The sequence below is a fragment of the Chitinophagaceae bacterium genome (assembly GCA_016710165.1).
Taxonomy (GTDB): Bacteria; Bacteroidota; Bacteroidia; order Chitinophagales; family Chitinophagaceae; genus Ferruginibacter.
On record JADJLJ010000001.1, the window covers coordinates 198,945 to 213,242 of the forward strand.

11 protein-coding genes and 2 pseudogenes are annotated in these 14,298 nt (G+C 46.2%); 8 read left to right on the forward strand and 5 right to left on the reverse strand.

Going from position 1 to position 14,298, the window contains the following annotated elements; translation table 11 throughout:
- Positions 1-78: 78 nt before the first annotated feature.
- The 3 genes and pseudogenes from IPJ02_00855 to IPJ02_00865 all read left to right on the forward strand — a co-directional run bounded on the left by IPJ02_00855 (position 79) and on the right by IPJ02_00865 (position 4,052).
- Positions 79-2,937 carry a hypothetical protein gene (locus tag IPJ02_00855; protein ID MBK7374156.1) on the forward strand — a complete coding sequence of 953 codons (2,859 nt, stop codon included), beginning with the start codon at positions 79-81 and terminating at the stop codon, positions 2,935-2,937.
- Positions 2,938-3,092: 155 nt separating this feature from the next.
- Positions 3,093-3,419: a hypothetical protein gene (locus IPJ02_00860; GenBank protein ID MBK7374157.1), complete on the forward strand. Its 327-nt coding sequence runs from the start codon at positions 3,093-3,095 to the stop codon at positions 3,417-3,419.
- 112 nt (positions 3,420-3,531) lie between these two features.
- Positions 3,532-4,052: pseudogene (locus IPJ02_00865) on the forward strand (DUF2911 domain-containing protein).
- Between the two features lie 6 nt (positions 4,053-4,058).
- Here IPJ02_00865 and IPJ02_00870 read toward each other — a convergent pair.
- The 3 genes from IPJ02_00870 to IPJ02_00880 form a co-directional block, all read right to left on the reverse strand.
- Positions 4,059-4,709, reverse strand: a complete 651-nt coding sequence (locus IPJ02_00870; GenBank protein ID MBK7374158.1) for a YdcF family protein — start codon at positions 4,707-4,709, stop codon at positions 4,059-4,061.
- A gap of 77 nt (positions 4,710-4,786) precedes the next feature.
- Positions 4,787-5,164, reverse strand: coding sequence for a peptidylprolyl isomerase (locus IPJ02_00875; protein ID MBK7374159.1), 378 nt, complete (start codon positions 5,162-5,164; stop codon positions 4,787-4,789).
- Between the two features lie 42 nt (positions 5,165-5,206).
- Positions 5,207-5,362 carry a peptidylprolyl isomerase gene (locus IPJ02_00880; GenBank protein MBK7374160.1) on the reverse strand — a complete coding sequence of 52 codons (156 nt, stop codon included), beginning with the start codon at positions 5,360-5,362 and terminating at the stop codon, positions 5,207-5,209.
- Positions 5,363-5,444: 82 nt separating this feature from the next.
- Here IPJ02_00880 and IPJ02_00885 point away from each other — a divergent pair, with 82 nt between their 5' ends.
- The 4 genes and pseudogenes from IPJ02_00885 (at position 5,445) to IPJ02_00900 (ending at position 10,873) form a co-directional block, all read left to right on the forward strand.
- The gene (locus IPJ02_00885; protein ID MBK7374161.1) at positions 5,445-6,128 is read left to right on the forward strand and encodes a hypothetical protein; all 684 of its coding nucleotides are present in this window, start codon (positions 5,445-5,447) and stop codon (positions 6,126-6,128) included.
- 242 nt (positions 6,129-6,370) lie between these two features.
- The gene (locus tag IPJ02_00890; GenBank protein ID MBK7374162.1) at positions 6,371-7,066 is read left to right on the forward strand and encodes a DsrE family protein; all 696 of its coding nucleotides are present in this window, start codon (positions 6,371-6,373) and stop codon (positions 7,064-7,066) included.
- 161 nt (positions 7,067-7,227) lie between these two features.
- Positions 7,228-7,716: a hypothetical protein gene (locus tag IPJ02_00895; GenBank protein MBK7374163.1), complete on the forward strand. Its 489-nt coding sequence runs from the start codon at positions 7,228-7,230 to the stop codon at positions 7,714-7,716.
- A gap of 197 nt (positions 7,717-7,913) precedes the next feature.
- Positions 7,914-10,873, forward strand: a pseudogene (locus tag IPJ02_00900) (pre-peptidase C-terminal domain-containing protein).
- A 128-nt stretch (positions 10,874-11,001) separates the two neighbouring features.
- Here the strand turns inward: IPJ02_00900 and IPJ02_00905 are convergent.
- Positions 11,002-11,886 carry a hypothetical protein gene (locus tag IPJ02_00905; protein MBK7374164.1) on the reverse strand — a complete coding sequence of 295 codons (885 nt, stop codon included), beginning with the start codon at positions 11,884-11,886 and terminating at the stop codon, positions 11,002-11,004.
- 419 nt (positions 11,887-12,305) lie between these two features.
- Between IPJ02_00905 and IPJ02_00910 the strand changes: the two genes are divergently transcribed.
- Complete coding sequence (locus IPJ02_00910; protein ID MBK7374165.1) at positions 12,306-12,794, forward strand: hypothetical protein; 489 nt, start codon at positions 12,306-12,308, stop codon at positions 12,792-12,794.
- A 143-nt stretch (positions 12,795-12,937) separates the two neighbouring features.
- Here IPJ02_00910 and IPJ02_00915 read toward each other — a convergent pair whose 3' ends face one another.
- Positions 12,938-14,251 carry a hypothetical protein gene (locus IPJ02_00915; protein MBK7374166.1) on the reverse strand — a complete coding sequence of 438 codons (1,314 nt, stop codon included), beginning with the start codon at positions 14,249-14,251 and terminating at the stop codon, positions 12,938-12,940.
- Between the last annotated feature and the right edge of the window lie 47 nt (positions 14,252-14,298).

Genomic DNA, 14,298 nt, shown 5'->3' on the forward strand with positions numbered 1-14,298 from the left:
GAACGGGGTCTTCTATTGTATGTTGTCAAAGTTAATACGGTTTATATTTTCCAGCATTTCTTTTGTTAACTTTAATTTATGGTCTGGAAAAAAATCGTTTCGCTGGTTTTGTTTTTTGCTTTTTTTTCTTTCTGCTGCCAGGCACAGAACTTTGGCGGCAATCCTTCCTCCTTGAAATGGTACCAGGTGAATACGCCGGCTGTCCGGGTCATTTTTTCAAAAGAGCTCGACAGCCAGGCAAACCGCATTGCCAACGTGGTGAAATTACTGGGAGACAAAACCGCGGTAACCATCGGGGGCAAACAACGAAAATGGAATATCGTTCTGCAAAACCAGACCACTTTCCCGAATGCCTATGTACGGATGGCGCCGGTGATGAGTGAAATGTACATGACCCCTTCACAGGATAATTTTTCAAACGGAAGTATCCGCTGGGATGATAACCTCATCATTCATGAAGACAGGCATATACAGCAACTCAGCAATTTCAATAAGGGGTTCACTAAAGTATTTTCATTTATCCTGGGGCAGGAGGGGCAGTTGTTGGCCAACGGGATGACGGTGCCTGACTATTTTTTTGAAGGCGATGCTGTCTGGCAGGAAACAATGGTAAATTCCCACGGCCGGGGCCGCCTGCCTTCTTTTTACAACGATTTTAAATCCCTCTGGCTGGATAACCGGAAATATTCCTGGATGAAATTACGCAATGGTTCTTACAGGGATTTTACACCCGACCACTATAAGCTGGGTTACCTGTTAACGGCATACGGGTATGTGAAGTACGGGGAAGAATTCTGGAAGAAGGTAACGAATGATGCGGTGATGTTCAGGGGAGTTTTTTATCCTTTCAACCGTGCCATAGAAAGATATTCCGGTAAAACTTACCAGGCCTTCAGGGAAGATGCCATGAATTATTTTAAGGAGCAGGCCTTTCCCAGGAAGGTCATTTCTGCGCAGGTAATGAATTACCTGACACCGGCAGTAAAAAATAATGTAGTGAATTACCAGTTCCCGTATTATGTAAGTGACGACAGCATACTGGTGGTTAAAAGTTCGTACAGGCAGATCAATGCTTTTTACCTGCTGGCAGGCGGAAAAGAAAAGAAGATACTAGTGAGGGATCTCGTTCTGGATAATTATTACTCATACCGGAATGGGAAAGTCGTTTATTCGGCTTACCGGTCGGATCCCAGGTGGGGCAACCGGGATTTCAGTGTGATAAAACTGCTTGATATTAATACAGGAGAACAACGGCAGGTCAGTTTTCGGTCAAAATATTTTTCCCCGGATATAAATGCAGCAGGAACGGAGATCCTGGCTGTGCGTGTAAATAACGATGGCACCAATTACCTATGCAGGCTGAATGCAGGGGATGGTGAACTGGTACAAAAAATCCCCAACCCCAGAAACTACTTCTTCACGCAGACAAAATATATTGATGCCCATACGGCGGTATCGGCCGCAAGAAATCCCGAAGGGAATATGGTTTTGGCAAAGATTGACCTTACCACCGGAGCCATTGATAACCTTACCCCTTTCTCCTTCAATGTACTTGGCTATCCTTTTGTAAAAGGCGATATGGTTTATTTCTCCGCCATGCATAAAGATGCTGACAAGGTTTTTGCCGTAAACCTTATTACAAAAAAAATATACCAGGTAACCAATAATACAAACGGGGTTTATCACCCGGTGCTTAATTCAAAAGGAGAGATGCTTGTATCTGCTTTTACTTCATCCGGCTACCGGCTGGCAAGATCCGGTGCGGCTTCCCTGAAAGAGATATCTCCCCTGGATTTTATTACAAGCAATAGCAGCTATGAACCCGATTCGCTGCATACTATGACCGGGGCCGGTATTTTATATACCCTTAATGACAGCAGTTTTGAGCAAACCAGCACAGGGAGTATGAAAAATCCCGTTACCCGGTACAGGAAATCTTTCCGGCTCTTTAACTTTCACAGCTGGCGTCCCGTGATCAGCGATCCCGAATTTGGTTACGCAGTTTTCAGCGATAATGTACTCAGCAGTTTCAGCAACGTGATCAGTTATACCTACAACCGGAGCGATAAAAGCCATACCATCGGGTTTAACGGCGCTTATGCAGGCTGGTTCCCTGTTGTAAGCCTGGGCGCAGAAGAAAGTTTTAACCGTACCCTGGATACTGCAGTGGGAAGGTCAGTAAGTTTTAATTCAGCAAAATTAAATGCAGGCATTTCTGTTCCGCTTCGTTTTGTTGGCGGCCGCACAAATAAATTCTTATATGCCGGTGTTGATTATAATATCGAACAGTACTATTACCGGGGAGTCGGCAAAAATGTTTTCACAAACAATTCCATAAAATACATCAATGCCTTTTTACGCTTCAGTAATGTAAGCCAGCAGGCAAGGCAGCACATCAATCCCCGTTGGGCACAATCCGTTTCACTGAATTACCGGGATGCATTTAATTTCAGCAACAGCCATAAGTTTGTTGCAAACGGATCATTTTATTTTCCGGGATTCTTTGTTAACCACAGCCTGGTGGTCGATGCGGCCTGGCAAAAGCGGGATAGTTTACCAGACCTGTTCAGCAAGAATTTCTCTTATGCAAGGGGGTATGAGGCATTGTCTACGCGACGAATGTATAAACTGGGGGTGAATTATCATTTGCCCATTGCTTACCCCGATTGGGGTTTTGCCAATATCATCTTCTTCCAGCGTATCCGGGCCAATGCCTTTTATGACCATACCAATGCAAAGGCAAGGGTGAACGGCCTGCTTACCGAAATTAAGAACCGAAGTACCGGCGGGGAAGTCTATTTTGACACGAAGATCTGGAATGCATTTCCGCTAAGTTTTGGGCTGCGTTTCTCCCACTTGCTGGATACTGATCTTATCAATCCGCTCGTAAGAAACAGGTGGGAGATCATTGTACCGATCGGGTTTATACCGGATTGACGAGGTCATAGTTGGCTTTCTACATAAAATAAGCAAACGGTTAATTACCAGTAAAGTAATTTTAAATCTTAATGTGGAAATTACTAATATTTTAGGGTAGAATTACTTGTTTGTATCCTTTAACCCATATATTTGGTTACCGAAACCAGGTCAATATGGGAAATTTAGTCACTACCGAAATCGAGCTTACCGGCGAAAGTTTTGTTGAATCATGGCTGTCAGAAAACGGGTACAGTAATATCCAGAAGGAAGACCTGTTCCCAAAGGAAAGGGAAATGAGGGCAACCGGAAAACTGGGTACCATCATCATCCGGGTAAGGACATTCCTTCACCCCAGCCGCCCCTTCAAACTGAGTGAATACGAAGCCCATAAAATAATGCTCCGGGCATCCCGGCAAAAAGATTCAGCATATGCCGCTTACGTGGTCATTGATGAAAATAAGGACCTCGTAGGGGAGATCATCTGGGAGCGGCTTGGCTGATATGATTCTACCGGTAAGGAACTTTCATTTATCTTTATAAGGTATTCATACAGGTGATCCGGGATCATTGACCCTGGTACCTGTTTTTTTGTAACCCCCAAATTTTTACACCATGAAGTACCTGTTTTCTTTCAGTCTTTTCAGCATATTACTGCTGTCTTCACTTGTTTCCTGTGCTCAAAAAGATAAGTCAAGCCGCCCAAGTCCGCCGGCAACAGCCACCCAGAAAGTAGGGGAGGCGACCATCCGGATAGATTACAGCCAGCCATCCCTGAAAGGGAGGACCATTGGCAAGGACATTGAGCCGATGGAAGGAAAAGTATGGCGTACCGGTGCCAATGAAGCAACCGTTTTTGAAGTGGACAAGGATGTGATGGTTGAAGGGAAAGCATTGCCCAAAGGAAAATATGGTTTGTTTACCATTGCAAATGGTATGGACTGGACAATCATCTTCAACAAGACCTGGAACCAGTGGGGTGCTTTCAAATACCAGGAAGGCGATGATGTGCTGCGGGTGAATGTACGGTCAAAGAAAGCAGATACGGCCGCTGAAAAATGTCCTTCAGCATTTCTGCAGAAGGCACGGTCAGTTTGTTGTGGGGCGATATCAAAGTGGACTTTACCGTAAAATAACCGGCGCTATTTATAAGCGGTCTTATCTACATTCTTTCCCATTGTTCCCCTGAACCTTTTCCAGAATGATTCACGGGACGGAAGGGGAACAAAATCCTTGTTGTAGGCCTGCTGGTAATTTATATCCGGGTTGATCATCATTGGCCGCATGGCTTCCAGTGTGTCAAATAAGATGGGTATAAGCGCAACCTCCTTATTTACTTTGACCCTTGCATACCTTCTTAATTGTTTCGCCTGGAAAGGATCAGTGGAAAGGGCAATGCGGTTAAAGCCCAGCTTCCTTGATTTGTGGTAGGAGTAATACAGGTTCTCTGTACTGTGCTCGGCCCTGGTCTCTGAAAAAACATTTTCTTTGGGAATACCAAGGGCGATGGCATACAGGGCCATTACATGCCCCTCATAATAAGGTGAATAAACCGAAGACCCGGAATACATGATGTTTTTGGCAATACCCCGGTCGTAAAGATATTTTGACCAGTATACCCTGGCCTTCATCGTACTGTCCCATCCTTTTTCAGTAAAGGGAACACCGGGCACCACGATCACATCATAGGTATCCCCTTTTGCCTTTTCAAAATAGCGTTCGGAGGTTTTGGCAGAAAATGAACACGATGCGAGATAGATCGAAGCTGTCAAAAATAGAATGTACCTGGTCATGAAATTGCGATTGTATTCCATCATTAACAAAACCCCTGTGAAAAGGTTCAGCAGTAAGAATTCATTGACGGCGGAATTTACATTCTTGCTATTTTATTGATGACGATCTTTTCATCAAATTTATCTCCGTGGCTTTCTTGTCCCTGTATCTTTCTTACCACGGGCATTCCTTTAACCACTTTACCAAACGCGGCAAAGCCCAGTCCGTCTTCGGTTCCCCGGCGGCCCTGGTCAAGGGGGCTTTGGTCGCCGATGCAGATGAAAAACTCGGTGCCTGCGCTGCCGGGAGTGGTGCGGGCAAGGGATATGGTACCCGATTGGTGGGTTAGTCCCGATTCTCCGGTAGGCTCATGCCTGATACCCGGAATGGCCGGTTTTAACCCGGGTTTTGTTTGCCAGATACCTCCCTGTATGATCCCGGTATTGTTATCGCTGGGCAATTCTTCTGTTTTCAACACCCGATAAAAACTGCTGTTGTTGTAGAACCCGGAATCAACTTACGATAAAAAAGCAGCTACCGTGGCGGGTGCTTTTTCCGGGAAAAGTTCCACTTCTATATCGCCCAGTTGCGTTTCTATGAGTACATGTGGGTTCTTATATTTTTCCTGGCAGGAAAATAATATGACCGCCAGCAGTAAGAGTAGAAGCTTCATGCCTGCAAAATAAGCCCTTTTCCGGGTAGTGCAGAACGGGATTTATTTCTGTGTATCTTTATGGAACAAAATGTGGTGTTTTATGAAAAAGATCATCCTGGTTAACATGCTTTTGCTGACCGCTGCTGTTTGCTTTGGCCAGCATATTTCCAAAATAACCATTACGGGGAGCGGCCAGGTGGATGCTTTTTCCGTTGGACTGGATGAAAATGTGGAAGTATATGTCAGCCGGGACGGGAACATCAGCAAGTGGGGATATGATAAATACATCGGCTACCAGGAAAATTATACCGGTGTGCTGGAGCCCTATGTGGGCAGGGTGGAATATTACAACCAACTGGACGACGAATCGCTGCGGGGAAAAATAAAGTATATCGGTAAAACACTCATCACCTATTATGCCTCTTACGAAAACGAAATGCTGAAAGGCAAATTGAAGAGCATCGGCAATATCGGGTTCGATTATTATCTTTCGTACGAGGATGCGGCTTACCGGGGGCTGGTCAGGACCCTTGGCCAGAATAATCTTACCTGGTATGCATCCTATGAGAATGAGGCCCTGAAAGGTAAATTGAAATCTATGGGATCAAGCCAGTTCAGTTATTATGGTTCATTCGAGGACAAGGCTTTCCGGGGTAAAATAAAAAGCATTGACCGGTACAGCTTCACTTACTATTCTTCTTTTGAACAATACAGCGGCAGCATGAAAACCGGTATACAGGTCTTGAACATTAATGGGATAAAATACTACATCAGAAATCACTAGCAATTTTATTACCCGGGAGATCTTTCTTCCCTGTTCTTTTTCCTACATCTTGATCGCAGGTGATCGCCGTATTCAGGTACGGATAAAACTCCATTTGGTTTAGCAGCCTTTGTAATGGACCAGCCGGCATTTTTTACCAGCACCACCAGGCCGGTTTAGCCATGGATCGCAGATCAATATGAACCATATGCAGTATTGTAAATAATTCATTATATTACTCACTAAACCAAAACTAAAAATCAATGCGAAAGATCTCAACGCTCATTTTTGCCTGCATCGTCTGCCTGGCTGGTTTTTCTCAAACATCCAATTTAGACAGCATATTGGCTGTTCGAAAATTTCAAAAAGACAGTTCCCTGAAGGCGGCTATGCATGCAGATTCCATGAAGATCGAAAAAGAGTACAAGGAAAAGGAAAGGTGGGACAGGATAGAAGCCCGTGCCCAGTATCCTGTTTTAAAGGCAGGTGAATTCTCGGGTATCATACCGGTGAGCGATATAACCGAGTCGCCGGACCCAACCCTGGATTATAAGCTGTTGTTTGAGTTGACCGATCTCAACCCCGATTCTACGGCCAAAGAGGTGAACTACGGGATCAGTGAAGTGGCCCGGGTCATCAACCTGCATGTGGCTGCCGGCGTGCCGGTTAAAAAAATAACCCCGGTGCTGGTGGTGCACGCCGGTGCATTAAAAGCCTTTGGTACCAATGAATATTACCGGTCAAAGTTCAAAACAGATAACCCAAACCTGAAGGCGCTTGAAGAACTTAAAAAACTGGGCGCAAAGTTCATCATGTGCGGGCAAGCGATGACATTCCTGAATATTCAAAAAGAAGACCTGGTCCCCGAAGCAAAGGTTTCGCTTACGGCGCAAACGGTCATCTCATCTTACCAGTTGAAGGGTTATTTACTGTGGTGGGGTGGTGCAGGCAAGCATTAGTATTTATGCATCTTATGTAGTCCTGTTTTATTAACAGGGCGGGGATTTTAAACCCGCCCTGCTTTTTTAGCAGGGTATTTGCTGTATATTGGCTGGCCTTCCAGCATTCTGCGGATCCGGAGGTACTGTATCTCAATATCTGATCATTAAAACCACCCGATATGAAAAATCTTTTCCTGTTCATCATTCTTTCCCTGGCAACAATAGCCGGTAAATCACAATTGAAGCCGACAGCGGTATGCCCTCCCTTCCGGGTAGACGTAATGGACGGCAATGTCAATGAGTTGTATCCCCGTTCTGCCATTGAAGAAATAAAGACCAGGTTCCCCTGTGCCACCGAAGTGGTGGAGCAAAGTACGAACTCGGCCTGTGCCGGGGTATTTTTTAAGGACAAAGGCATTTTCTTTTATACCGAACGTAATTATATTGAGATAAACGAGCAGTTCAAAGGAAAGTTAACTCCAGCATTGATGGGAACAAGCCGAAGCAGCCTGTTCAGATTATTGGGCACTCCAAAACTGAAGGACGCCAACTGGGATGCTTTCCAGATGGGATACGGCACCCTGGTATTGTATTACAATAAGGCGGGTAAGATAAACAAACTGCAGATAAGCAGTAAAAATACCGAGGCATTGAAATTATGCGAATAACCTCCTGTCAGGGGATCTGAGCGGCAAAAGGAATAACCGGGGAAGGCCCGCCTGTAATTATTCATAATAAGAGGATAGTAAAGCCACAGATCTGCCATCGTTTATTTCCCCCGGGCAGCGGGTAGTTTTACTCTTTTTTTCTAAAAAAGCTTATTTTACATTTACCTTTTCAATCTTCAAATCAAAACCATTCCATTATGAAAAAAGGTTTACTACTGACGATCCTGCTGGCCTTGATAACTACCTTGGGATTTTCACAGGCAGATAAATTCTGGTCTGTGAATAATGACAGCCCGGGTAATATCATAACAGACAAAGCGGTTGCACGGTTATCCTACCCGAAAGAGTTCAGGTTATTCAACCTGAATATCGAACCCTTCAGGCAGGCACTGTTTTCCATTGTTGATAAAAGATCTTCAAATCAAACCACGGTTATCTCATTGCCGAATGCGGCAGGTAACCGGAGCAATTTGAAGTGTATGAGGCTTCCAATTTTGAACCCGGCTTGCAGGCCCGTTTCCCCGAGATCAGGGCTTTTTCCGGTAAAGGGATCACAGACAGGTATGCCACGCTAAAGCTGAGCATCTCTCCGCAGGGGATACAGACAATGGTCTTCAGAACCGATAAGAACAATGAGTTCATTGAACCGTATTCAAAAGACCATGCAGTGTATTCCGTTTACAGCTCACACAGGGATAAGGGGAAATTGCCCTGGACCTGTTCTACAGAGGAAAAACAATACGATGCAGATCTGAAATCGCAACTGCCTGTTTCTTCTGCTACCGGCAGTTCAAACGGTACAATAAAGACCATGCGGCTGGCTCAATCCTGTAACGGGGAGTATGCCAACTGGTTTGGCGCCACCAGTTCGGCCCAGGTGGGTCTGGTTCTGGCCGCTTACAATGCTACCCTTACCCGTTGCAACGGGGTTTATGAAAAAGACCTGGCATTGCACCTGAATCTTATTGCCAATACAACCTCTGTTATTTATTACAGCCCGTCAACGGATCCGTATTCAACCAATTTAAGCCAGTGGAACCTGCAACTGCAGCAAACACTTACTTCCGTAATTGGAAATGCGAACTATGATATTGGCCACATGTTTGGAGCATCAGGCGGAGGCGGCAATGCCGGATGTATCGGTTGCGTTTGTGTGAATCCTGCTACCAGTACTTCATTGGCCAAAGGTGCCGGCATTACTTCACCAGCCGATGGCATCCCGCAGGGAGATAATTTCGATATCGATTATGTGGCGCATGAAGTGGGGCACCAGTTGGGGGGAAATCATACTTTTTCCATGTCGCTGGAAGGTACGGGACAAAACAAGGAAGTTGGTTCCGGCATAACCATCATGGGGTATGCAGGCATAACATCCCAGGATGTGGCCCCACATTCCATAGATATATTTCATGAAACAACCATTTCACAGATACAGGCAAACCTGGCCACCAAAACCTGCCCGGTATCGGTGAATATGACGGCTAACCATGCCCCGGTCATTGCAGCGGTCAGCAACTATACCATTCCCATCAGTACGCCATTTGCATTAACCGGTTCTGCCACAGACCCGGAGAATGACCCGATCACGTATTGTTGGGAACAAAATGATAATTCCTCTACATCCGGAACAGGCAGTGTGGCATCGCCCACAAAGACAACGGGGCCCAACTGGTTATCATTTCCGGCAACTGCATCTCCAACCCGCAGCTTTCCACGATTATCGACCATCCTTTCCGGGTTGAATGTAACCCCGCCCTTACCAGGCGGTGATGCCGGTGCAAACATTGAAGCATTAAGTTCTGTTTCAAGGACCCTCAATTTCCGGGTAACGGTGCGGGATAACAATCCATATGAACCCGGCGTGAAAATTGGCCAGACAGCCTTTACCGATGCCGTGGTTACGGTAACGAATACGGCCGGGCCTTTTGCCGTAACGGCTCCAAACACTGCCGTAACCTGGGGTGCAGGAAGTGCTGCAACGGTTACCTGGAGTGTGAACGGAACCAATGCCGGATCCGTGAATTGTGCTACCGTGAATATTTTATTATCCACCGACGGCGGTAATACCTTCCCCACTGTTTTAGCAACAGCTACTGCCAATGATGGCTCGGAACTAATTACCGTTCCTGCTTCTCAAAGCACTACCTGCCGCATAAAAGTGGAAGCCGTTGGTAATATCTTCTTTGATATTTCCAATGCGAATTTCACCATCGGTGCGCCTGCTTTGTGTGGAGATGCAACCGGCTTAGCGGCATCCTCCATTACACAAACATCTGCCACAGTTAGCTGGGCTGCTGTGAGCGGTGCCAGCAGTTATGATGTGGATTATAAAGCAAATGCATCAGGCACCTGGATAAATGCGGCAACTGCTACCACTTCCACTTCCGTTAATTTAAGCGGCTTAAGTTCTGCTACTTTGTACGATTGGAGGGTAAGGGCAACCTGTCCTGCCGGTACCGGTAATTATGTACAGGCCCAGTTTACTACTGCTGCAGCACCGGTTGTTTGTCCCGGTCCGTATGATATAAGCACCAACGGCACAACAGCTGGTGCCGCAACCATCCCTTTGAATACAGATATTAAGGGATTGGTAAATCCTTCCCGGGATAATGACTATTATAAATTTGTCATCAGTACCGGAGGCACCATCACTATGACACTGACAACCCTGCCGGCCAACTACCATTTACGGTTATTGAACAGCAGCGGCAGCACATTGCAAACCTCCAGTAACAGCGGAACAACCAATGAGACCATCAACAGGACCGTTACTGCAGGCACTTATTATGCCAGGGTTTATCCAAGCAATAATAGTAACTGGAATGCAACCAACTGTTATACGCTGCGGGTGCAGACAGGAACTGCCTCCAGGGGCGATGGCGGGAACGTGCTGGAATTATCCGGCAATGAACTTACTGTATTCCCCAACCCCGTTGGCTATACGGTCAGCCTTGGTTTTAATGCCGATGTTGCCGGGAACGCCGTCATCAGCTTTATCAACCAGACCGGTGCCGTGGTATTGAGCAGGACGGTTGCAGTATCAGAAGGAATGAATAACCGCAAACTGGATGTAAGTACCCTGGCCAATGGCATGTATTTTATTAAAATGCAGAACGGGCCGGATGTTAAGATGGCTAAGATCATCATTAAGAAGTAAATAAGGTTTTGAATGATAAAGGGGCTGCAATTTTGCAGCCCCTTTATTATTGTACAACATCAGCATACTTTTAAAATGTATGGGGCGATTGAAGGGTTCTGCTGTTTGAAAAAAATCAACACCCTGCTTTACAGGATCTCCGCAATGTGCCGCTGTATATTCTGCGACAGGAGTTCCGTAGGCACATCGTTGGCATCGCCGCCAAACGGGTCTTCTATTTCCTCGGCAATAAGCTCCAGGCTTGCCAGAACATAGAAAACAAAGGCCACCACCGGGATGATGTAAAAGCCCAGTTGAAATACATACCCAAAGGGCAGGGTCATGATGTAGAAGAAAATGAATTTTTTGATGAACACGCTGTACGAGAAGGGGATGGGGGTGTTCTTTATCCGTTCGCAGGCGCCGCAGATGTCGGTAAAGGATTGCAGTTCGGCATTCAGGAATAACAATTGCTCACCGCTGATCTTGTTTTCCCTTTGCAATGCCTGTATGTGCTGGTACATGAGCAGGGCCAGCTGGTTGGGCACATGCTTTTTCTGGTCTATCTGCTGGAACACATGTTTGTGTTCTTCTTCTTCAAACAATTCCACCCTGGTCTTTTCCTTATGCAGGTGATTGTGGAGCGCATACGCGTATGCCGGAATTATTTTGCGGAAGAAAGAACGTTGTTCGGTATCCTCTTTGGGCAATATGCTGGCCAGCTTCATGGCCAGGTTGCGGCTGTTGTTAACCAGGCTGCCCCATAGTTTGCGGCCTTCCCACCAGCGGTCGTATGCGGTATTGGTGCGGAATACCAGCAGCATGGAGATGGCAAAGCCCAGCAGGGTGTGCATCACGGGTATATTGCGGACATAGCTTTCTTCAGACAGTTTCCAGTATTCGAGTTCAAGAAAAGCGATGATACCGGAGTACAGGCAAATGGCGAAGATCAGGGGCAGTAACTGCCGGAACGTATCGGCTTTATGAAAACGGAAGATGAATGTGAACCAGTCTTTGGGGTTATAAGAGATCATAAAGGGCTTCTTTGGTTTAAGTTACATCCTGTTCTTCATGCCAGGTTACCGGCGGCGGCTTTAAAGGTATATAAAACAGTTTTTATTGCAAACTTCCATACCTGCATTAAAGGGGTTATGGGCAGTGGCTGAAAAAAGGATGGTAACAGCAGGCGATAAAAAGAACCCATCTCATTTAAACTCCCCAAAGATGAAATGACAACCGGATCTTTGCCTGGCCGGAGATCCGCAGTTCATACGCATAATGATTCACTTCATCCACAAAGCCGGTCTTTGATAAGGGAATGGGCTGCATCTTTATAACGGAAATCAAAAAGTATAGCAATCATGAAAAAGATCTGCAGCCTTGCACTGGCAGTACTGATTTTGTCTGCCTGCAGAAAAGACCCCAGCCACAAACCCCGGTTGATCATCCGGTGATGCAGTACCTCAACCTGCAGGATGAGTCCATTACTTTCGGGAAAATAAAAAAGATCGACATCAACAGCGATGGTACGGATGATTTCCTTGTTAGCACCCTGCTGGTGGGCGACCCCATACTGAAAAGGGACCGCCGCCAATACTATGTCAGTTCAGGTACAGAGAGCCGTTTATTGAATGATTTTAATGATCAGTCTCCTGTATTGAATAAGGGTGACCAGGTAATGCTCCAGCACCCGGCTTACCTGTGGTTAGAGGTTTCATCGATCCTGCTTGCCGAAAAGATCATACCCGAGACAGGGGCTTCTTTCTGGCAGGGCGCCTGGAAACAGGCCATCCGGAAATACCTGCCTGTGCAGGTGAAGAAGAACGGAGATATTTACAATGGCTGGATTGAAATATCATTCGACATGGCATTGGAAAAGATCATTCTGCACAGGGCAGCTATTTCCACAGAGCCGGGTAAGACAGTTAAGGCAGGTTTTTAATTCACCTGTTTTGAATATTCTTCCTGGCAAAGGATGATGCGATGAATGTTTGAATGTCAGTCTGAGCTTGTCGAAGACGGGTCAGTACATCAATTAAGCCCTGTTTCGACAAGCTCAGACTGACATTCCTTTTTTATTTAGACTTAATGATTCTTAATGAACTCCCTGTAAACGGCGATTGGCACGAGGCCTGTCCATCCGCAAAAATCCGGCCTCGCCTCGTTTCCTTTACTCACTGCATCCGGCGCATAGTTCTCGAAAAAAGTCCCGGTTTGTTTATATACTTCTGCAACGGCCCAATAATATTGTTTAGCCAGGCGGCGGGCTGTTTTCTTTTTATTATAGCGCAGCAGTCCGCGTAAGACCATGTAATTGGTAGGCGCCCATACAGAACCCAGCCAGTAATTACCCTCCTTTGAATATCCTTCCTGGTTGGCGGGATAACTTGCCACCGGAATGGTTCTCCAGAATTCGGCCGGGTTGGTAAGATGTTTTATCATACCACGCAGCCTTTCTCCGGGAACGATGCCCGCCATCAATGTCCAGAACATGCCGATGTGTTTTCTCCGGATCTGTTTTCCATAACCCAGGTCGTAATAGAATGCATCGGTCTCGTTCCAGCAATGTTCATTGATGGCTTTTTTTGTTTCATCATAAATCCTGCGGTAATCAGCCACTTTATCTTCCTGCCGGATGATGGTTGCAATGCTGGCCAGGTTTTCTGCAAACAAAGCCATCTGTGCAGAAAAATCAACCGAACGGCCTTGTTTGTTCCACGCAGGGCTCAGCCCATCATAATTAAAGATATCGGGGTATAAATTGTGCAGCTTTATTCCGTTGCCGTCGTCCTGCCATCCATCCGGGTATCTGGGGATATTGTCCATTCCGGATCCGAGCCCGTCGCTGAAGAAAAGATGGTCGTCCATGCGGTAATGCTCAAGCAGGAACCGGAAGTGTTTTTGTAAGGACGGGTAAACCCGTTTCAACCTTCCTGCATCGTTAAGCTGGCCATACAATTCCAGTTCGGCAAAAGCCAGCAGGGGAGGGTTAATGCTCACGGGATGTTCTTTGGGCCACATGGTCCTTCCTTCCCGGGTATATTCCCGGCTGATGAATCCATCTTCATCCATGCGGTCGTAAAAATTATCCAGTGCATTGGCAACAGGAAGTTCTGTGGGATGGTATTTGGCATAGCAGGCAATGAAGCAGGTATCCCAGTAAAAAATGTTGGGAGAGAAAGCAGCATCCACAAAGGGTTTTTTATAAACCGGGTCAGCCGGCCCGCCGCGTATCTTGTTTTTGGCAATGGCAAGGGCTGCATCGTACATCTGTAACTGCAGGGCTTCCGGAACATCGTATGATTGCCCGGCCATCCGGGAAGAACTGCAGGAATTATTCAGTAATGAATACCCTGCGCCTGCAAGGATGCTGTTGTATAAAAATGAGCGGCGGTCCATTAATTCCTTTCCGGTGAAATTAGTTATTTAGCTGTGATTCCTCCCGG

What these genes read in the sequence shown, in the direction of transcription:
- IPJ02_00890 (MBK7374162.1), top strand. Translation starts at nt 6,371, where the DNA reads ATGCGAAAGATCTCAACGCTCATTTTTGCCTGCATCGTCTGCCTGGCT.
- IPJ02_00855 (MBK7374156.1), top strand. Translation starts at nt 79, where the DNA reads ATGGTCTGGAAAAAAATCGTTTCGCTGGTTTTGTTTTTTGCTTTTTTT.
- IPJ02_00870 (MBK7374158.1), bottom strand. Translation starts at nt 4,709, where the DNA reads ATGACCAGGTACATTCTATTTTTGACAGCTTCGATCTATCTCGCATCG.
- IPJ02_00880 (MBK7374160.1), bottom strand. Translation starts at nt 5,362, where the DNA reads ATGAAGCTTCTACTCTTACTGCTGGCGGTCATATTATTTTCCTGCCAG.
- IPJ02_00915 (MBK7374166.1), bottom strand. Translation starts at nt 14,251, where the DNA reads ATGGACCGCCGCTCATTTTTATACAACAGCATCCTTGCAGGCGCAGGG.
- IPJ02_00905 (MBK7374164.1), bottom strand. Translation starts at nt 11,886, where the DNA reads ATGATCTCTTATAACCCCAAAGACTGGTTCACATTCATCTTCCGTTTT.
- IPJ02_00860 (MBK7374157.1), top strand. Translation starts at nt 3,093, where the DNA reads ATGGGAAATTTAGTCACTACCGAAATCGAGCTTACCGGCGAAAGTTTT.
- IPJ02_00885 (MBK7374161.1), top strand. Translation starts at nt 5,445, where the DNA reads ATGAAAAAGATCATCCTGGTTAACATGCTTTTGCTGACCGCTGCTGTT.
- IPJ02_00895 (MBK7374163.1), top strand. Translation starts at nt 7,228, where the DNA reads ATGAAAAATCTTTTCCTGTTCATCATTCTTTCCCTGGCAACAATAGCC.
- IPJ02_00910 (MBK7374165.1), top strand. Translation starts at nt 12,306, where the DNA reads ATGCAGTACCTCAACCTGCAGGATGAGTCCATTACTTTCGGGAAAATA.